Source organism: Vibrio sp. KUL70, assembly GCF_059725515.1.
In genome coordinates, this window is record NZ_AP045834.1 from 800,259 (window position 1) to 820,189 (window position 19,931).

At 47.0% G+C, this 19,931-nt stretch carries 20 protein-coding genes and 2 pseudogenes; 4 read left to right on the forward strand and 18 right to left on the reverse strand.

The window, feature by feature from the left end; all coding sequences use genetic code 11:
* Positions 1–122 precede the first annotated feature (122 nt).
* Positions 123–1,550: a glutamate--tRNA ligase gene (gene gltX, locus AC6I7V_RS03630; RefSeq protein ID WP_255231247.1), complete on the forward strand. Its 1,428-nt coding sequence runs from the start codon at positions 123–125 to the stop codon at positions 1,548–1,550.
* Positions 1,551–1,617: 67 nt separating this feature from the next.
* On the opposite strand, the gene AC6I7V_RS03635 is transcribed toward gltX, so the two are convergent.
* From AC6I7V_RS03635 to AC6I7V_RS03720, 18 genes and pseudogenes are all read right to left on the reverse strand, one after another.
* Positions 1,618–2,841, reverse strand: a complete 1,224-nt coding sequence (locus tag AC6I7V_RS03635) for a beta-ketoacyl-ACP synthase (protein WP_498011347.1) — start codon at positions 2,839–2,841, stop codon at positions 1,618–1,620.
* Positions 2,838–3,563: a 3-ketoacyl-ACP reductase FabG2 gene (locus AC6I7V_RS03640; protein ID WP_498011348.1), complete on the reverse strand. Its 726-nt coding sequence runs from the start codon at positions 3,561–3,563 to the stop codon at positions 2,838–2,840. The genes AC6I7V_RS03635 and AC6I7V_RS03640 overlap by 4 nt, the downstream gene beginning before the upstream one ends.
* Entirely contained in the window at positions 3,560–4,024 is a 465-nt protein-coding gene (locus AC6I7V_RS03645; RefSeq protein ID WP_255231243.1) for a hotdog family protein, read from the reverse strand. The genes AC6I7V_RS03640 and AC6I7V_RS03645 overlap by 4 nt, the downstream gene beginning before the upstream one ends.
* A complete protein-coding gene (locus tag AC6I7V_RS03650; protein WP_498011349.1) occupies positions 4,017–5,195 on the reverse strand; it encodes a beta-ketoacyl-[acyl-carrier-protein] synthase family protein in 1,179 nt (392 codons plus the stop codon). The genes AC6I7V_RS03645 and AC6I7V_RS03650 overlap by 8 nt, the downstream gene beginning before the upstream one ends.
* Positions 5,192–5,848: a DUF3261 domain-containing protein gene (locus tag AC6I7V_RS03655; protein ID WP_498011350.1), complete on the reverse strand. Its 657-nt coding sequence runs from the start codon at positions 5,846–5,848 to the stop codon at positions 5,192–5,194. The genes AC6I7V_RS03650 and AC6I7V_RS03655 overlap by 4 nt, the downstream gene beginning before the upstream one ends.
* The gene (locus AC6I7V_RS03660; protein WP_498011351.1) at positions 5,848–8,208 is read right to left on the reverse strand and encodes an MMPL family transporter; all 2,361 of its coding nucleotides are present in this window, start codon (positions 8,206–8,208) and stop codon (positions 5,848–5,850) included. Before AC6I7V_RS03660 ends, AC6I7V_RS03655 begins: the two co-directional genes overlap by 1 nt.
* The gene (locus tag AC6I7V_RS03665; protein ID WP_498011352.1) at positions 8,180–8,857 is read right to left on the reverse strand and encodes an outer membrane lipoprotein carrier protein LolA; all 678 of its coding nucleotides are present in this window, start codon (positions 8,855–8,857) and stop codon (positions 8,180–8,182) included. Before AC6I7V_RS03665 ends, AC6I7V_RS03660 begins: the two co-directional genes overlap by 29 nt.
* Entirely contained in the window at positions 8,844–9,338 is a 495-nt protein-coding gene (locus AC6I7V_RS03670) for an acyl-CoA thioesterase (protein WP_498011353.1), read from the reverse strand. Before AC6I7V_RS03670 ends, AC6I7V_RS03665 begins: the two co-directional genes overlap by 14 nt.
* 32 nt (positions 9,339–9,370) lie before the next feature.
* Entirely contained in the window at positions 9,371–10,915 is a 1,545-nt protein-coding gene (locus AC6I7V_RS03675) for an HAL/PAL/TAL family ammonia-lyase (protein WP_498011354.1), read from the reverse strand.
* Positions 10,893–11,873: pseudogene (locus tag AC6I7V_RS03680) on the reverse strand (lysophospholipid acyltransferase family protein); the annotation flags it as partial. The gene AC6I7V_RS03675 and the pseudogene AC6I7V_RS03680, both read right to left, overlap by 23 nt.
* Positions 11,874–11,882: 9 nt before the next feature.
* Positions 11,883–12,641 (reverse strand): annotated as a pseudogene (locus AC6I7V_RS03685) (glycosyltransferase family 2 protein); the annotation flags it as partial.
* Entirely contained in the window at positions 12,634–12,996 is a 363-nt protein-coding gene (locus AC6I7V_RS03690) for an ApeI family dehydratase (protein ID WP_255231235.1), read from the reverse strand. The gene AC6I7V_RS03690 and the pseudogene AC6I7V_RS03685, both read right to left, overlap by 8 nt.
* Positions 12,997–13,042: 46 nt before the next feature.
* Entirely contained in the window at positions 13,043–14,422 is a 1,380-nt protein-coding gene (locus AC6I7V_RS03695; protein WP_498011355.1) for an AMP-binding protein, read from the reverse strand.
* 4 nt (positions 14,423–14,426) lie between these two features.
* Positions 14,427–14,984, reverse strand: coding sequence for a COG4648 family protein (locus tag AC6I7V_RS03700; protein WP_255231233.1), 558 nt, complete (start codon positions 14,982–14,984; stop codon positions 14,427–14,429).
* The gene (locus tag AC6I7V_RS03705) at positions 14,984–15,241 is read right to left on the reverse strand and encodes an acyl carrier protein (RefSeq protein ID WP_032550100.1); all 258 of its coding nucleotides are present in this window, start codon (positions 15,239–15,241) and stop codon (positions 14,984–14,986) included. The genes AC6I7V_RS03700 and AC6I7V_RS03705 overlap by 1 nt, the downstream gene beginning before the upstream one ends.
* A gap of 12 nt (positions 15,242–15,253) precedes the next feature.
* Complete coding sequence (locus AC6I7V_RS03710; RefSeq protein WP_032550101.1) at positions 15,254–15,514, reverse strand: phosphopantetheine-binding protein; 261 nt, start codon at positions 15,512–15,514, stop codon at positions 15,254–15,256.
* Positions 15,515–15,597: 83 nt separating this feature from the next.
* On the reverse strand, positions 15,598–16,368 hold the full coding sequence (locus tag AC6I7V_RS03715; RefSeq protein ID WP_255231230.1) for a lysophospholipid acyltransferase family protein: 771 nt from the start codon (positions 16,366–16,368) through the stop codon (positions 15,598–15,600).
* On the reverse strand, positions 16,358–17,095 hold the full coding sequence (locus AC6I7V_RS03720; protein ID WP_498011356.1) for a beta-ketoacyl synthase chain length factor: 738 nt from the start codon (positions 17,093–17,095) through the stop codon (positions 16,358–16,360). The genes AC6I7V_RS03715 and AC6I7V_RS03720 overlap by 11 nt, the downstream gene beginning before the upstream one ends.
* 71 nt (positions 17,096–17,166) lie before the next feature.
* On the opposite strand from AC6I7V_RS03720, the gene AC6I7V_RS03725 reads away from it, so the two are divergent.
* From AC6I7V_RS03725 to AC6I7V_RS03735, 3 genes are read left to right on the forward strand one after another with little or no spacing between them, the layout of a single operon-like run.
* A complete protein-coding gene (locus AC6I7V_RS03725; RefSeq protein WP_255231228.1) occupies positions 17,167–17,556 on the forward strand; it encodes a hypothetical protein in 390 nt (129 codons plus the stop codon).
* A 28-nt stretch (positions 17,557–17,584) separates the two neighbouring features.
* Positions 17,585–18,652 carry a methyltransferase gene (locus AC6I7V_RS03730; RefSeq protein ID WP_498011357.1) on the forward strand — a complete coding sequence of 356 codons (1,068 nt, stop codon included), beginning with the start codon at positions 17,585–17,587 and terminating at the stop codon, positions 18,650–18,652.
* 24 nt (positions 18,653–18,676) lie between these two features.
* A complete protein-coding gene (locus AC6I7V_RS03735; protein ID WP_498011358.1) occupies positions 18,677–19,921 on the forward strand; it encodes an NAD(P)/FAD-dependent oxidoreductase in 1,245 nt (414 codons plus the stop codon).
* Positions 19,922–19,931: the final 10 nt, after the last annotated feature.

The window sequence follows — 19,931 nt, forward strand, 5'->3', positions numbered from 1 at the left end:
CGCTCACTACTGATTGTAGAATTGAATGGGAGTGATAAAATAGCGCCCAAATTTTAGGACTGGTGAGTAGGGGTCTATCCACCAGACACTGAACTGATCACCTACACAATCAAGGTATTTAAATGACGGTTAAAACTCGTTTTGCTCCTAGCCCAACTGGCTATCTTCACGTTGGTGGTGCACGTACTGCACTTTACTCTTGGCTATTCGCTAAAAACCAAGGCGGTGAATTCGTTCTACGTATCGAAGACACAGACTTGGAGCGTAACTCTCAAGAAGCGGTAGATGCAATTCTAGAGGGCATGCAATGGATGGGTATGGAGTGGGACGAAGGCCCTTACTTCCAATCTAAGCGTTTTGATCGTTACAACGAAATGGTTGATAAGCTACTTGCTGAAGACAAAGCATACAAATGTTACGCGTCTAAAGAGCTGCTTGACGAAATTCGTGCAGAGCAAGAAGCAAACAAAGAGATGGCTCGCTACGATGCAAACCACCCTAAAGTTGTTGCAGCGAACGCAGCAGCAAAAGAAGGTGATGCGTGCGTTATCCGTTTCCGCAACCCGAAAGAGGGCAGCGTAGTATTTGAGGACCAAATCCGTGGTCGTATTGAAATTGCTAACAGCCAACTTGATGATCTAATCATTCGTCGTACAGACGGTGCTCCTACTTACAACTTCGTAGTAGTAGTGGATGACTGGGACATGGGTATCACACACGTTGTTCGTGGTGAAGACCACATCAACAACACACCTCGTCAAATCAACATCTATGAAGCACTGGGCGCGCCAGTTCCAACGTTCGCTCACTGTGCAATGATCTTAGGTGATGACGGTGCGAAACTGTCTAAGCGTCACGGCGCTGTATCAGTAATGCAATACCGCGATGAAGGTTACCTACCAAACGCACTAAACAACTACCTAGTACGTTTAGGTTGGTCTCACGGTGACCAAGAGATCTTCTCTCAAGAAGAGATGATTAACCTATTCAGCCTAGATGCAATCAGCAAGTCTGCGTCTGCGTTCAACACTGAAAAACTACTTTGGTTGAACAACCACTACATCAAGACTTCTGAGCCTGAGTACGTTGCAAAATACCTGCAATGGCACCTAGACGAGCAGAAGATTGATACAGCAAACGGCCCAGCTATCACAGAAGTGATCAAGCTAGTCGGCGAGCGTTGTAACACGCTGATCGAACTTGCAGAGCAATCTCGTTACTTCTACGAAGATTTCTCTGAGTTTGAAGCGGGTGCGGCGAAGAAGCACTTACGTGGTGTTGCTAAAGGCCCACTAGAGCTTGCTCTTGCTAAAGTTGAAGCGCTTGAAGAGTTCACAACAGCAAACATCAAAGACGGTGTGATCGCAGCAGTCTGTGAAGAGCTAGAGATCGGCATGGGTAAAATCGGTATGCCACTTCGCGTAGCAGTAACAGGTGGCGGTCAGTCTCCTTCTGTGGATGCTGTGATGGAGCTTGTTGGTAAAGAGCGCGTTATCGCTCGCATCAAGATGGCTCTTGAGTTCATCGCAGAGCGTGAAGCTAACGCTTAATTGAGCAATTATTAGATTCAAAAAAGGGTCAGTAACTTGGTTACTGACCCTTTTTATTTAACTGAAACTAAATTTTCTTAAAGATGATAGAGGTGTTGATACCGCCAAAGGCAAAGTTGTTGCTCATTAGGTATTTAACATCCAATTCGCGACCAGAGCCCGTGATGTAATCAAGCTTACCGCACTGTTCATCCACATTTTCAAGGTTAAGCGTTGGACTGAACCAACCGCTATGCATCATTTCTAGGCTGAGCCATGCTTCAATCGCACCACACGCGCCTAGTGTATGACCAAAGTAACTCTTGAGAGAGCTGATTGGCACTTCACCGAAGATGTTCGCTGTTGCATTACTCTCGGCAATGTCACCTTTCTCTGTCGCGGTGCCGTGTGCTGAAACATAACCAATTTTGTCTGCAGCAAGGCCTGCATCTTTGAGGGCTTTTTCCATACAGATCTGCATGGTTTCCATTTGCGGCTGGGTTACGTGGGCGGCATCACAGTTACTGGCAAAGCCGATGATTTCCGCGTAAATCTTAGCGCCACGTGCAACCGCATGCTCGTACTCTTCAAGAATCAGAGTACCAGCGCCTTCACCAATCACTAGGCCATCGCGTTCACTGTCGTATGGACTTGGTGATTTCTTGGGTGTGTCGTTTTTCAAACTGGTTGCAAAAAGGGTATCGAACACCGCAGATTCTGTTGGACAAAGCTCTTCACCACCACCTGCAACCATCACAGTTTGGTAGCCGTGCTTGATCGCTTCATAAGCGTAGCCGATGGCTTGGCTTCCGGACGTACATGCACTGCTGGTGGGAATAACACGACCACGAAGACCGAAAAACAGACCCACGTTAACTGCAGCTGTGTGCGGCATCATCTGTACGTATGTGGTAGCTGTAATTGCTCGTGTCGATTTCTCATTCAGCATCACACCAAACGCACCAACCGCATCGGTACTGCCGGTTGAAGAGCCGTAAGCAATACCAGTTTCACCATTGGTTAATACGTCATGCCCAATTAAGCCAGCTTGCTCAAGAGCATTCTCGGTCGCGACCGTTGCTAGGCGAGATACACGACCCATGCCACGAACTTGCTTGCGCTTGTAGTGCTTTGGCAGTTGGAAATCGTCAATTGGTGCAGCGAGTTTGGTGTTGAGGCCGTCATATTGCTCAAAGCTTGGCATGTACTGAGTCGCGTTCTCGCACGCTTTTAGTTTTGGTTCGATATCTTGCCAGTTGTTGCCAAAGGCTGTAACGCCTGACATTCCAGTAACGACTACACGGCGGGTCATACTAGACCTCCATTTACAGAGATCACCTGACGCGTGACATAAGCGGCGATATCAGACATGAGGTAGCTCACCAAGCCTGCGACTTCTTCCGGCTCGCCCATGCGACGTAGTGGAACTTGTGGTAGCGCGTGCTCTTTCACATGTTCATCAACCATACCTGTATCAATCAGACCTGGAGCGACGCAGTTCACGGTAATCTTGCGTTTTGCCAGTTCAAGGGCGAGCGATTTGGTTGCACCAATAACACCCGCTTTCGCAGCACTGTAGTTAGTCTGACCGCGGTTTCCCATGATGCCAGAGACAGACGCTAGAGTGACAATTCGGCCACCTTTACGTTTTTGAACCATCGGCATCACGCATGGGTGAAGTACGTTGTAGAAGCTATCTAGGTTAGTATGGATAACGCCATCCCACTCTTCTTCTGTCATGGCAGGGAAAGCCGTGTCACGAGTAATTCCCGCATTGTTTACCACACCGTAGTATGCACCGTGCTCTGCAATATCTGCTTCAAGTGTCTCTCGGCAGTGTTCACGATTACTGATATCAAACTGAATCAGACGGCCTGAGCCCCCTTCTGATTCAATTTGCTCTAGAGTCTCTTGGGCACCCTGCTTGTCACCCATATAGTGAACAGCAATGTGAAAGCCATCTTTGGCAAGTTGAATAGCAATGGCCTTACCAATGCCTTTGCTGGCACCGGTGACTAATACTTGGCGAGTCATGACTGATTCCTCGTTTTCATTTCTTGTAATTTTTGTTCTGTTGGCACGTAAACATTGAGTTGGCACTGAGCCACCAACTCTCCTTGGTGCTCTACTTTTGCTGTGAACACCGCCATGCCGCTATCTTCCATCAATTGTTCTGCATAGATATCTAAGGTTTGTCCCTTAGTAAAATGGTCGCAAAGCGATTTGTATCGACGCGAACCTAAAAGAAAACCGATGGGAGGCTGCTCGCCTTGATTCAATGCATGATACCCAGACCATGCAGCGACAGACTGCGCCATAAACTCAATGCCAACATATGCGGGCATGGTTTGAGATTCTGAGTCGTAGAATAGATGATGTTCACCAATATCTACCTGGCAGTGAATCGCTTGTTCTTCTATCTTGATCGCTCTGTCGATAAGAATCATCGGATCATCATGGGGAAGAAGTTGGTCTACCGAAGGGATATTAGTCATTTACTACACCAAAAATCAGGCTAATGTTGTTTCCACCGAAGGCAAACGAGTTGCTTAAGATGTTTTTTGATTTGAGCTTTTGGTAACAGTCTACCAAATCAATATCGATATCTTCAGCTTTATCCTGACATTTTTGTAAGGGAAGCGATAAATCGAAACTAAGGATATGCCATGCGATGGCGGCCTCGACTGCGCTGGCTGCTCCGAGAGTATGGCCGGTAAGTGGCTTGGTTGAGCTCACTGGCACTTTGTTTGGAAAGACGCGCGAGATAGCTTTGCTTTCCATTGAGTCATTGAGCGGCGTCGCTGTGCCATGCGCATTGACATAGCCAATCTGTTCTGGCTCTAGGTCGGCATCACGAAGTGCATTTCGCATCGCTTGCTCTGCTCCATTGCCTTCAGGGTGCGGTGCAGAAATGTGGTGAGCGTCAGAGCTATCGCCGCAACCGAGCAGCGCGACGGATGGCTGTTTCAACTTATTTTTACTTAGCAACATGAAGGCCGCTGCCTCACCGATATTGATGCCTTTACGTTGCGCACTGAACGGTTGGCAATGCTCGGTAGATAAGGCCTCTAAGCCATGAAAGCCGTTTAAGGTTAGTTTGCATAGGGTATCGACACCGCCAACAATGACAGCATCGACCATTCCTGAGTTGAGCAGTCGCTTGGCACTCAAAAACACACGGCCACTTGAAGAGCAGGCGGTAGAGATAGCGTAATTTGGGCCTTGCAGGTCGTAATAGTGACTCACGAATTCGCTGATATTACCAAGCTCTTGTTTAGAGTAGTGGTATGACTGTGGAAATTGTCCATTTTTCAACTTCTCGGTGAACGCGAGCTCACCATCTGAAATGCCGGATGTACTTGTCCCTATAATAACGGCTACTCGGTCATGACCATATTTGGCTTTAGCTTGCTCGATCTCTGACTCTATTTGCGACAACGCAGACAAAGCAAGACGATTGTTACGTGAGTTGTACTCCTCGAAAGGTGCTTGGATGCTCGGAAGCTCACCGTCAACTCGCCCGACGACTGTTGGCTGTCCATCATTTAATAGATCGAGTGCTTCCACCATATTTGAGCCAACACCACTTTGTAGGCGCTGGTGAATCTCATTGTGATTAGAACCCAAAGCGGAGTGAAAACCACAGGCATGAATGTAAATCGTCATAGTGTTTCGTTCTTCGTTGCTGGAGTGGTTAGGTTTGAACTCAGGGTTTGGATATTGATGCGATACCCCTGTGTGAGGTGCTCAAACACAATGTCTCCCTCTACTTTCTGTTGGTTATCTGTCGCAAAGTAGCGGATTTCGATGACCGGTGTATTGCTCTTATCGTAGACGACACGTTGGTTGGCTGTTTCAACAATGTGCCAACCTATGTCGCTCATCGAACTTTGCCATGCCTCGATTGGCCATAGCGTTAGCATGAGATTGAACAGTACTTGCTCTGGTGCTGGCAGGGTGTCATCGAGCCCAGTTAATACCTGCGTATCGATTGTATCATCTTGATACTGAAGAGATAAAATTCGGGTACCCCAAGAGGAGAAGCCTGCGAGCACTACCTTGTTTTGATTAACTTGCAGTTGTACCGGTAGCTGTTGTTGTGTTTCACCCCAGCTCGCCGTAATCAGTTGGCTTGTCGTCAATTCATAGCCAAGCTTTGCTGGTTTAGGAAGCGCAACTTGTGTATTTTCATCAATAGTGACCAAGGCTTGGCGAGTACTCTGCGGTCCGAGAGAGCAAGCACTTAACGTTGCAGCAAGCACAAAGGCTACTCCGATCTTTATCGAATAGCGCCATGTTTTAAGGTGTGCTAGAACCATTATTTTGTCCTTCTTTTCGCTGAATTACCTTCAGCTCCTATCGCCATTGGAGAGAGCAACCACGCCACAAATATACCAGTGAGCACGGTGACACCAAAGCTATGGATAGCGTGAGTCTGGCTTAGGGATAGCAACCCAAAGGAGAGAAGCGTTGTGATGCCGGAGAGCGATATCGCGAGTAGGGTGCCAAGCGACCTCTTCTGTTCGGCAAAAAATAGCGTGTAATCGATACCGATACCTAAGATCAGAATAAGGCCGAGCAGGTTAAAGAGATTGATGCTTGAGCCTACAGTGGCTGTAACGCCAAGCCCGGCCGCGCCCGCAATGATAGATGGCAGCAGCATGATGATGGCTCTTTTAGGGCCATAGCGCCAGCCTAGAACCAGCCCAATACCTGCCAGTGCTACCAGCAGTAGCTCCAGTACTTTGACGCGATATTCCGAAAATAGTGAAGAGATTTCATCCGCTTTGTTGAGGTACTTAATGCCTAAAAGCTGAGTCTCTTTACTGTTTAACCACGCCTCAAAACGCTGTGAGTCATCAATATCTTGGAGAAGCACGATTGCGGCTTGTTGACCATTGATGGGGTCAAGCCACAATGAACGCATGGGTTCTGACACTGGTGAGCGTAAGAAGTCGGTCACCGTGATCTCTCGATACACAGGGAGTTCAGGAACGCTCGCCCAGCCCAGTCCACTCTGTAGAGGTTGGCTTTGATTGCGATACAATTCACTGACGAGTTGGTAGTTGAGCTTCTGCTCATGAGTCGTTGGCAGGAGCTGGTGGATACTTCGATAACCAGAAAGCGTCCCGTTGCTGACCAGTTGATCCAGCTCGTCGCCTAGTCGATGCAGTGATTTTAGCAGAGCTTGATCGTTGCCTGCGGTGATTAGCAGCATCGACTGACTATTGCCAATCCCTGATACTGATGTAATGGTCTGCTCTTGCGCCTTCAATGTCTCAGGCATCGCCTGCAGTTGACGAATGTCATCATCGTATTGAATTTGGGTCAATGCGACGATGCTAGCGGCAGCAATGAGCGTTGGCAAGGCGTAGCGCAGGGCAGGCTTGCTCCAAAGCTGGAGCCATGCGTTCAGCAGGGAAGCAAGAGGTAGCGGTCGGTCTTGACTTGGTCGCTTCGCTAATATCGGATACCAACAAACTACAGTCGCGTAGGCCGCAAACAGACCAATAGACGAAAACATCGCCAATTGTTGTAGGCCGGGGAACGGAGCAATCAGTAACCCTAAGTAACCGATTAAGCTGGTCACTAAACCAAGACTTATCGCCATTAAAATATGTTTTAGCCCTTTGTCACTTTGCCAGCGAGACCCGGCAACTAGCCGGTCAGTAAGATAGTGGAAAGAGTAATCAATAGAGACACCGATTAAGCTCGCGCCGAACACTAAGCTGAATAGGTGCACTTGGCCAAAAATCGCGACCGTGCTAGCCAATGCCACCAACAATCCGGTGCCGATCGAGATTAATGATAAGGCGAGGGGAAGGGCGCTGCGGAATGTCATCCAAATCAAAATAATGACCCCAGCTAAGGAGCCAAGGCCAATGGTATTGATTTCAGATTTAGCACTCTTGGTCCCATAGTCGGCATAAAACACGACGCCAGTATGTGCAATTTCAACGCCGAACTCTTGCTCGATATTTTGCTCAATCGACTCTATGAGCGGCAGCTTCTCTTGAGTACTCAGATTGTAAGGAGAACCAGCCAAAGTAGCGGTGATCAACACATGAGTGCGCCCTGCGGACTGCGTTGTTAGGTAGTGCTCTTGCAGGGTGAAGTTGGTGCTGGTCTTGCCGACTTCACCAATGTAATCACGGAACAGCAGAAATGGATCCAGTGACAGCTCTGTCGCTGTGACTCCTGAAAACGGGTTATAGAGAGACTGGATTACGTATTGAACTTGGTTCTCTGGCGCATGCTCTAAGGTCTGCTTCTGCTGTTCTGTGAGGAGCTGGGCTCTATGCTGAAAATAGAAATCACTCCATTGATTTTGCGTGTTGGCACTGACCTTCCCCTGAACTTTAGAAAACAGCGGGGACTCGTTGGCAAGCATGTCACGATTTAAACCACGTTCAAAACTTGCGGCAGCAGCGATCGTTTGCTTAGCCGATTCGGAGGAGACTAGAAAAAGTACCTGCTCGCTCATTGAGTTAGAAAGTTGCTCGAAAGCCTGCTCTGCCAAAGGATCTTGCTGATTCTTTGGAAGTAACTTCAGAATGTTGGTTTCAATCGGCACTGCAGAAGAAAAAGCGAATTGTTTGATTAACAATCCGCTAAAAAAAATGACGAGGATTAGCCAGGTTAAGGCAAATTTAGAGTTGGAACTGCTGTGCTTCGTCATCCGTGAGTCTTTGCGGTTGGTGGTTGAAGTTAGAGAATTCGATGAGCGTACTATCGCCTCGGATCTCCTTGAGCTCGATGCGTTCAATGTCGCTCTTGCCTTGCAAAATTATGCGCTCAAAAACAGCATTCATCGGTGCATGCTTGGGCGTGAGTGAGAGAGTCCAACTTGTCGTTGCGTCGCTTGGTGAAAAATCCAACGAAAATTGCTCTGTCAGTTTTTGAGTATCGCCATGAAACACCGAAAGAAAAATATGGCTGAAGTAAAAGGCCATTGGGTTCTCTTTGTCAGTGATCACTTGCGCAGGTTGTTTACCAAAGCGTTGGCTAAGCTTATTGTCAGTCAATACTAAATGCACAGGGAAAGGTGTGGTTTGGTTCCACAATAGACCATTGGCTTTATCAAGCAGAAAGGAGCCTTGCGATAACAGCGGCTGATCGAACATTTCCATCGTGCGAGTTTGAGTGAAGTCGCCACGGATGATGGATTGGTGACTCAGTGTTGTCTGTAAATCAGTAAGTGTCTTTACTTCTCCTTTTTCTGAGTCAGCCCAAACATGAGAAGCAACGAACAGGCTCAGAAAGCAGCACAACAGCACTCGGGAGCAGGTTGCTAATGAGGTCAGCGAACGAAAGCTAAGCAGATTCATGGCAAGACTTCTCTTTGTTAGCGGTAAAGGCGCGATCTTCACTCAAGCAACCATGTTGATGCCAGTGGTTCACCTTTTCGGTGAGGGCGCTTGGAGAGGCAAAACACATCTCTTCTGTTTCAATCGCCACTGCAACTTGCATTGTGTGAGCACGGGTCATTCTTTGGCCTGTCTTGGCATCATGAATCTCGTAGTCGACACGCAGTCGGTTTTCCCACTCAGTGAGGCGCGCAGTCACTTTTATCTCATGGTTGAATGGGATCGCTTTTACATACTTCACTCGAGTATTAATGATTGGCCACATGTAGCCTGAGTCCTTCATCTCAAGGTAGTTGTACTTTAGCTTGTCCATCATGACGCGTCTTGCTTCCTCAAAAAATCGGAAGTAATTGCCATGATAGATAACGCCCATTGGATCGGCGTCTTGGAATGAGGTCACAATGGTAACCTCGGCTGAAAGTGGATAAAGGATGTCAGACATAGTTGGCTCTTTCGTCAATACAGTTAGGCGGCTTAATACAGTGTCCAGTGCTGCTGTTGAATACGCTGAATAAACAGACGCAGATCGCTTTCCAATGGGCGGTCTTCAACAACAAACTTAAACTCTTGCATCACTTGATCACGGATCTGCTTCAAGTTGTCGCTCATGTGGTGCTCGTCGAGCTCATTAGCACGCTTACGTAGCTCCAGAGCTTGCGTTGCTGCTAAGAGTGAAGCGGCGGCAACTTGCTCAGTTAGCTCTAGCACTCGCAAGCAATCACGAGCGGCGATCGTACCCATGCTGACTTTGTCTTGGTTATGGCATTCGGTCGAGCGAGAGAACACACTTGCTGGCATGGTGTGTTTTAGCGCTTCTGCGGTCCAAGCAGAGATACCAATCTGAACCGCTTTGAAACCGTGGTTGATTGGCTTACGCTCACCTTGAGCACCTGTCAGGTTGAACGGTAGACCATTGTTGAATTTGTAATCCATCAACTGCGCCATTTGACGATCAAGCAGATCGGCAAGGTTAGCGATTGCCGTTTTTAACGTATCCATAGCCATTGCGATGTGACCACCGTAGAAGTGACCGCCATGCAGTACACGCTCGTTATCACCATCAATGATTGGATTGTCGTTCGCGCTATTGAGCTCATTTTCAATCATTTGACGTAACCACGGCAGTGAATCTTCCACTACACCGATAACGTGCGGTGCGCAGCGCAGTGAATAACGGTCTTGCAGACGGTCGCTATTGCGCGGCGGACGATCAGCTTGCAAGTCATCACGTAACCAAGCGGCAACCTGTTGTTGGCCCGGATGGGGTTTCACGGCAAACAGTGCTTCGTCAAAGTGGAAGTCATTGCCGTGCATGCCGACAGACACCATAGCGGTGATTTTAGTTGATAGCTGAGACAGGTATTCAGCACGCTTGTAGGCGATACATGCAAGAGCTGTCATTACCGATGTCCCGTTCATCAGCGCTAAGCCTTCTTTTGGCTTCAGCTTAATCGGTGTAATGCCTAGTTCGTTGTATACATCGCTCGTTGGTCGCACTTCACCCTTGTACAACACATCGCGTTCGCCAATGAGCGCAGCCGCTAGGTAGGAGAGTGGTGTTAAGTCACCGCTTGCACCTACAGATCCTTCTTGAGGAATGCGTGGTGCAATGTCATTGTTGATCAGAGTAACGATTTGGTTGAGCAAGTCATGGCTAACCCCTGACACGCCTTGGGATAGTGAACAAAGGCGTGTCGCCAATACCGCACGCGCTTGATCATGAGTGAGTGTCTCACCAAGGCCACAACCGTGGAAGCGAGTCAGGTGCAGAGGTAATTCATCCACCAAGTTAGGTGGGATAGCAACGGTACACGAATCACCGTAGCCTGTTGTCACACCATAAATCACCCCTTCTTCTTTGAGAAGGCGTTCAAGAAATGCCACACCTCGATCAATCTTCGAGGTGAAGGCAGGGTCGGTGTTCATGCTTGCGTTAGCACCTTGAGAGATCGCGACAACGTCTTCGATCGTTAGGCGTTCTGCACCAAATGTGATGCTATTTTGAATCTTTTTCGTCATGGGGCTGATTGCTCAATGTCCAAAAATTAAAAAAGTTATACCATTGAAGGGGGGCCTTCAATGTGTAGTGCTGAAGTCGGTCAGCGTACTGCTGAACCACTTGTTGCAGTGTCTGTTCACGCGTCTTTCTTGGTAAGACTATCTTGTCGCTAAAATGTTCAAAGTAGACGTTAAAATGAGGCTTTTTACTGCTATCGTCACGAAGCCCAAAGAGCAAGAATACTGGGGCTTTAAGAACAGAAGCTAACATAAATGGCCCCTGTGGGAATGGCGCTTGTTGTCCTAAAAACTCCGCCCATACTGAGCGGCTCTCTTTGCTGGTGGAGGTACGATCGCCAACAATCACGATCCACTCACCTTGTTCAAGTTTTTGTTGAAGCAAGATAGCGGTATCTGGTCCCATTGAGCTGACTTGGATAAGGTTTAAGTCTGAGTTTGGATTTACCGCTTTCATTACCGAATTAAAGCGTTCGGCATGCTCCGTAAAGACCAGTGCGTTGATCTTAATATTTGAGTGTCTGCGACCGAGTGCGCGACAGAGTTCGATATTACCAAGATGCGAGCCTAGGATAACCACGCCTTGCTCATTGTTGACCATATTTTCAAACTGATTTTGGCCATGAATCGTTAGGTTCTCAACCGAGAAATCTCCTTTCCAAGCGGCGAGTTTGTCCAACATAGTGTGACCAAACGAAAGCAAATGATGGTAGCTGGTTAGGTTACTTGGCAGATCAATATTGTGTTGCTCGGCATACAGCTTGAGTGTGTGTAGATAATGCTCAGATGCTTCGCGGGCGCGTTTTCCTGTTAGGTGGTAGTAGCGCATCACGCCTTTGAGGATCAGATTGAAGACACCGCGTCCAAGCAGGGTGTAGATCATCAACAGCAGTTTGATACCCAGCACTGTGCCGCGCTCTTGAGTGCGTGACCAGTGGGGTTGATTGCTGCCGCTTTTTTCTGTTTTGTTGAAGTGGCGGGCGATCAGTTTCGGAGCGCGTGGTAGCATGCCGAAAAACAGTCGAGTATGCATCCAGCTGATTTTGACATTGTCCCACAGCGCATCGAAGTGCGAGATACCGCCCTCTGGGTAGATCACGCGAGTGTCGATAAAATCAATATCACAACCTTCCCAGTACAGACGCACCAACACTTCGATATCGAAATCCATACGCGAGCCAACATCGTACTTGTTGAGTACAGCTTGGGTTGCAGTAATCGGGTAGGCGCGGAAGCCACACATGCTGTCTTTGATTGAGAAAGACAGGGTCTCTATCCATACCCAAATATGCGTTGCGTAACGCCCGTACAGACGTGATTTAGGCACGCTCTCATCATAGATTGGTTGCCCAGAAATAAGGTGGGTTGGTGCTGCTTGCGACTTTTCTAGAAGCTTGGGTAGAGCTTCTAGATCATGTTGACCGTCGGCATCAATTTGAATGGCATGGCTGAAACCCAGCTGTTGAGCGCGTTCAATTCCCGCTTTAACTGCGCCGCCTTTGCCTTGGTTCTCGATTAGAGTCACCAAAGTCACGTCATCAAGCTCAGTCAATGGTTTTAGGTGCTGCTTGGTTTCGCTATTGCTCCCGTCATCGACCAAGATAATTGGTAGCGCATAGCTTTTAAGGGATTCAATCACCGTTGCCACGGTTGAGCCGTGGTTATAGCAGGGGATCAAGAAACAGGCTTGATAGCTCGTTGTATTCTCAGTGTTCACCACACTATTCACATTTCTCTCCCAGCTTCATTTTGCCTGAAGAGTGCGTGCAATTGCCGTTATCTGAGGTGTAGCTAAACGCCAGTTTTTGTTTATCTGAGTCCCATTTTAGCGCCAATGTGACCGTCGCATCGGGCAAAATGGGTTCTTGGAACTTGATCACTTCCATACCTTTAAAGTGAGGCGGTACGCCCAACTCTTGGACTGCATAGGTGAGTGCCCAATCAATCTGAGTGACGCCGGGCAGGATAGGAAAACCCTTAAAGTGCCCTTTAAAGTCAGTTAAGTCGGCATCCACCTTAAGCGTGAGTGTCGACTCATTTGTTTGGGTCTCAATCTGTAAAATGGTTGGCTTTCTTTTGTCCATAGCACTGGCTTTACTTTATTGTTTTAATGACGTCGCTTAAGGCGAATTATTGCGTGTTTATGATTTTTTCTATTTGCGGTGAGAGCCGCTTGCCTTGGCTATTGAGCGGGATCTCTTCAACCACTCTAAAACGCCTTGGTATCGCAATCGGTTCAAGCCACTTTCTAAGCTCATTGCGTAATAGTAACCAAAACTTGCCTTTACCGACACTGTTAAGCGTCTGTTTTCCTTCATCGGAAAGCACGATCACAGAAGCGAGAATCAAACGATTTGGCTCTTCAAATGGGATAACGGCGCATTCATTAATCCACGACAGCTGCTCAAGGCGCTTTTCTACTTCAACCAGAGAGATACGTTTCTCTTCAATCTTGATGATTCGGTCAGTACGACCTTTAAGAATAAATTGGTTGTCAGAGACCATTTCACACTCATCAGCCGTTTGGTACCAGTTGTCTCGGTCAATATAAGGTGACAGTAATTTGATGCAATTCTCTGGGTTTAATTCAGCTTGGATACATGAAAAGAGTTGCCAAGGGGTTTGAGCATCTAGCTGTTGACGGTAAGCGATTCCGCCCGTTTCTGTGCTGCCAAAAACTTCGATGGGCAGTTCACCAAATAGAGCGCGAGCTTGTTGGGCGGCTGCTAATGGCAGAGGACCACCAGACGAAAAAACGCCAACCAGAGGTTTCGCACTTTGCTCTTCAGAAAGACGCTTCAAGAGAGCTGGGCTGCTTACCAATACCATTTGTGAGTCGGCATGCGAAACGATTTGCTCTGGATACTCCAAATTGAAACGAGAAAAAGGTACTGACGAGCAGAGCGGCCATAAGATACGAAATAGCAAACCATAGATATGCTGATGCGAAACCGTGCTGTGAACACGGCTGCCTGTCAGCATCGATTGCCAGTTTTTACTGAGCTCGGCAATCTCAATATCAAGCTGCTCTAGTGTTTTGTGTATCGCTTTCGGTGTGCCGCTTGACCCTGAAGTAAATAGAATCAGTTTTATTGCGCTAAGATCGATTGACTCATTGATCGTATCGCCTGCTTGAGTATCAAAGAGTTGGTTCGATAGGAGCAGAGTGTTGGTGTTGCTCACCACTTGAATACTTTCATCAACCAACAGCAGGTCATATTCACTACTGAGCTCAGATAGCGCTTCCGGTTGATAATTACCGGGCAGGACAATCTGCTTGTTTGATAAAGCACAAGCCATGAATGCGACTGTAAAAAAGTAGCTGTCTTGAGTACAGATAGCGGTACGTTGCGTCGAGGCATCGGATAATAGACGACAAAGTTTCGCTACATCATTTTGAAACTCTTGCCAGCTGATCTGTGACTTGTCATCAAAACAGAGAACGGAATCTAGAGATCGATTCACCAGGAATAGCTGAGCGAGAGAAGTATAGCGAGGGTGTTTGTTCATAATTTTAGTTTTGACGTACGCGTTGTCGGATTACCCACTCGACGGCAAACAAAATACCAGCTAGTAGATAACTGATTAAACCGTTGTAAAGTGTCCACAACTCAAGAGATTGGAAACAAGTATAGAGTGCGATGGCACCATTGAGCACAAAGAAGCCACACCAAACTTTGGTTACTTTTCTTGTGTAGTCGATGCCGCTTTGTGGTAGCTCTGGCTCTTGTAATCGAGCCAGGCGTTCAATGATCGTTTGAGGCTGAGTGAGGCTCAGTGCAAACACTGTGAACATACACAGATTGACGACAACCGGATAGTAGGTGAGCCAACCATGTTGTTTAAATATCATGCCTAAAAGCAGTAGCAGTAAACCAGCACCACCACTCACCCACGCAAGGTGTTTAAGTTCTTTGATCTTAGCCTGACCACCGGTCACGATTCGTACCAGAAACACGGTGGCCAACACTCCTCCTACCGCTTGCAGGCCAAACTTATTGAGCCCAAAGTAGACGGCAATTGGGTAAGAGAAGATGATCAGTGCCGACAATAGGGTCAGCAGGGGGCGCACTATGCGTCCTTGAGAAGTTCAACGACAGACTCAACCACATCATTGACGGTGCGTACTGTTTTGAACTCTTCAGGCTTGATTTTTTTGCCCGTTACATTTTGCAAGTGAACAACCAGATCCACAGCATCAATGCTATCAAGGTCAAGATCTTGATAAAGATGTGCTTCTGGTGTGATTTCTTCAGCATCTAGCTCGAATAGCTCGATAAGCGCATCTTTAACCTGATTAAATACTTCTTGTTGGTTTGCTTGTGTCATAAGGAAATCTTTCTAATTGTTCGTTTGCGATGTGATGTAGTTTGCTAGATTAGCAACAGAAGCGAAGTGCTGACGTGTGTTTGAATCATCAGCGTCAATCACGATGTTGTATTTCTTCTTAATTGCCAGGCCAAGCTCAAGTGCATCAATCGAGTCTAGACCTAAACCATCACCAAATAGTGGAGCTTCAGTTTCAATTTCATCAATGCTCATATCTTCAAGGTTTAAAGCATCAATGATCAGCTGTTTTAGTTCGTTATGTAATGTTTCCACTTTGGCCTACTTGTCTATATACATGCGAGTCTGTGCGATCGAATAGAAGCACATTTACTCAAATCAAAAGGGTGATGAGAGGCTTATTGTTCTTGCTCGGGAAAAATGTTTTCCGCAAGATGCCGGTTTAAGCGCCTTGCCGCAGAAGTTAGATTATTTGAGCTCTCAATAAACGGTGTCACCTCTATTTTACCTTTGACTGAGACATGAAAAAAGGGTTTCGTTGAAGGAACTTGGTACCACTTCTTCTCTTTTGTGAGAAATGAGGGCGTGACCGTGATGTGAATGACGCGTAGATCCGTCTCTGTTCGAGTGGCGATTTGCGCGGCACCACGCTGTAAAGAAGGAGTGACGCCGGGCGTAGTGCGTGTTCCCTCTGGAAATATCAACAACACGTTGCCACGAGAGAAACGCTCTTCACAACGTTCAAGAAGGTCATCAGGCGCTTGGTTAGGGATGTAACCTGCAGCCTTTACAATTCGCTTCATGAACGGGTTTTCCCAAATCGCGGCCTTAACTAGACAATCACACTGTGGCAGTTGAGATGCGATAAGGACATAATCAATTAAACTTGGGTGGTTAGCGACAATGATGCAGTTGCGATCTTGCTGTAGCGTTTCAATTCCATCAATGCGGTAGTCAATGGCGCCAGTGAATTTCATGATTCGGCAGAACGCATTAAACGTGAGACAAATTAAACGCTGTGCTTTGAGTTCACGTTGGATGGTATTGGATGTGGTGATCGCAAACAGCGGCAGAATGATAAAGCTCAGAACCAAACCGCCCAAGCCAAAAATCGAAAAGCACAGCCCAGTGGCGAATACTCGCCAGTATTGATTCAGTTTATTCGCCATGTTTATTCCACAACCAAGTTTGACGTTTACCTGGGATTGTCCAATTGGATTGTTTTTTTAGGTAGTGCTGGAGAAACAGCAAACCTTGTGGAAGCGCGACTTCCTGTAACTCAATATCTGAGGTCTCTCTGCTGAGAGAGTATTCAGTTCCTTGGCTCAACACCAATCCTAGTGCGTAGTCAGAATAAACCTGGGTTTCGTACTCTTTATATAGCTCAGGTAGAGGTTGATCGAAATCGATGACCATCACTTTATGCTCAGGATGCTGACTCAAATAGAGATAGGCTTCAATGAGTGCATTATGGAATGTATCCACACCAGAAGCGATCGAGCTCAGAGGAAGCGGCGCTTTCGCGGCAATTGTTGTCAGCCCGGCAGCGGTGTTGTGCACGGATTGAGAAAAGGCCATTGGAGAGGCGTCTTCACCCTCTAAAATTGATTTAACCAATGTGACGGTTCGGTGCAGTTCGCCATGACGGCTGGCAAAGACTAAGAAATGGATATCGTTGCCTTCAAGTAGTGTTAGTGCGGTTTGCACAGCAAGCTTGCTTTGAACACTCATGCGGCGACGCATCATCGGAGGAATTGTTTTGAAGTCAGTGGTCGTCTCTTGTGGCCACTGCATTATTGCACTCCATGCCTGCCAATCCTGTTGAGTCGTGAGCCCAGGAGAATTTGCACACCATTTTTCAATATTGAACGACATTAAATGAGATTGATTTGACATAGAGTATTGATTTGAATTGGGTCTAATTAAATACTATGCGAGTTAAACACAAATATAGGTAAGGAAATACAATGAAATTATTCAAAATTGCCGCTTCAATGTTATTCGTTTTGGTTCTCGCAGGCTGTGGTCGTGTACAGCCAGTTATGAACGTTGAGGATACTCCAGTTGCACATAATCTTCAAAGTAAACAGGTAAGATCAGCGATTTATGAGTCGGCAGTTGATCGCGGCTGGTTGGTTTCTGAGGTGAAGCCTGGTCTTATTCGAGCAGAGTTATATGTTCGCTCTCACCATGCGGTTGTTGAAATTCCTTACAGCGATAAATTCTATTCGATTCTGTATGTCGAGTCAGAGAACTTAAAATACGACGACGGTGAAATTCATCGCAACTACAACCGTTGGGTCAATAACCTGAACGTTGATATTAAACGAAAGCTAGCGCAAATGGCCGCTGAATAGTTTTATAAAGAATAAGTTAAGGTTTTTTGTGTCCAATTATAATTTAGATCCATTCAATGCACTTGAAGCAAAAACAGAGGCTCAGAAGCTCTCTTTCGCGCCGATAGTGTTCCACACTGCACGTACACTGCGTGATTTAGGGATACTTAAAGCCCTTGATGACGCAGGTGAACAAGGTTTAAACGCTAATGATATTTCGACTAGAACTGGTGTATCTGAATACGGTGTTAAAGTCCTACTCGATATGGCGTTAAGTGCGCACATTGTGCTGTGGGATAAGCCAAATTATCGAATCGCAAATCTTGGCTTTTATCTGCTGCATGATGGTATGACTGAAGCGAATATGGATTTTACAGCGGATGTTTGTTACGCCGCTATGATGCATCTGACTAAAGCCATCCAAAAGGGCACCCCGGCAGGGCTGAAAGAGTTGGGCCAGTGGGAGACGATCTATCAAGGGTTGTCTCAACTGCCTCAACAAGCGAAAGAGAGTTGGTTTAAGTTTGATCATTTTTATTCGGATCGCTCATTCCCAATTTTGCTGGAAAAAGTCTTTCAAAAGCAGCCTAAATCGCTGGTGGATATTGGTGGAAATACCGGTAAGTGGGCACTGCAGTGTTGCGGTTATGATTCGGATGTTGAAATCACGATTGTTGATTTGCCGCAGCAGTTAGAGATGGCGATGGCTAATGTCAAAGAGCAAGGCTTTGAAGACCGAATTACCCCTTATCCTGCCAATATGCTGGATAAGCAACAAGCGCTGCCAACGGGGGCGGATGTGTGGTGGATGAGTCAGTTCTTAGACTGTTTTTCTCCGATGGAGATCTTAAGCATCTTGAAGCGAGTTCGTTCACATATGTCAGAACAGGCGACAGTTTATATTCTGGAGCTATTCTGGGATGCGCAAAAATACGATGCAGCCTCTTATAGCTTGAATGCGACATCGCTGTACTTCACCTGCTTAGCCAACGGAAATAGCCGCTTCTATCGCAGTGAAGATTTCTTAGAGATTGTCGCTGAAGCAGGGTTTGAAGTGGTGACTCGCACCGATGATATCGGGCTAGGACATACGCTCCTTGAACTAAAAGCCGCTTAACATTTAATTTTGGTGATGACAGTAATGAGAAAAATAAAGACTCAAGTAGTAGTTATCGGTGCCGGCCCTTCAGGTTCAATTGCCGCGGCTCTACTCCATAAAAAAGGGATAGACGTTCGCGTGATCGAGAAGAGTGTTTTCCCTCGCTTTTCTATTGGCGAAAGTCTATTACCAGCGTGTATGGAAGTCGTTGAACAAGCCGGAATGACAGAAGCTGTCAAGTCCGCCCAGTTCCAATACAAAGATGGGGCTGCATTTCGTAAGCGCGGTGTGTATACCGCCTTTGATTTCCAAGATAAGCTCTCGAAAGGCCCAGGCACCACGTTCCAAGTTCAGCGCGCCACTTTTGATAAAGTACTTGCCGACGAGGCGCAAAAGCAAGGCGTGGCTATTGATTACCAGCACGAGCTTATCGATATTCGTTTTACTGACCAGCACGCTATTTTGGATGTTCAACCAGAAGACGAAGAGTTGTACCAAATCGAGGCTGACTATGTACTAGACGGCAGCGGCTTTGGTCGTGTGCTGCCTAAGATGTTAAATCTAGAGGAGCCGTCGTGCTTGCCACCTCGCAAGGCAGTGTTTACCCACATTCACGATAACATCGAGTCGGCGGAACATGGCTTAGAATACGACAGGAACAAAATCCTTATTTCTGTTCATCCAACTAACCCTGACGTATGGTATTGGTTAATCCCATTCAGTAATGGTGTCTCTTCATTTGGTGTCGTGGGCGAACCAAGCTTTTTCGAAGACTACCCAGAAGATAAGATAGCGCTGCTTAAGCAGGTAGCTCGTGAAGAGCCGGGTTTGGCCAATATTTTAAGCCAAGCCGAGTACTCTAATCCGGCAGGTGAGATTGGCGGTTACTCAGCCAACGTCAAACACCTAGCCACTGACAGGTATGCTCTGCTCGGGAATGCAGGTGAGTTCCTTGATCCGGTGTTCTCTTCTGGTGTGACAATTGCGATGAAGTCTGCCGAATATGCCGTAGATTGCGTGGCTAGACATGTCAATGGCGAAGCAGTGGATTGGGACAAGGAGTATGCCCAGCCTTTGATGAAAGGGGTGGATACATTCCGAACTTATGTCGAAGGTTGGTATTCGGGTTCGCTGCAGGACGTGATTTTCTATGAAAAACCGAACCCTAAGATCAAGCAGATGGTTTGTTCTATTTTGGCTGGTTACGCGTGGGATGAGTCGAACCCATATGTCAAAGAGTCTCAGCGACGCTTGTCTGCTCTAGCGGAGTTGTGCCAAGAGGCTTAGTGATTTACCT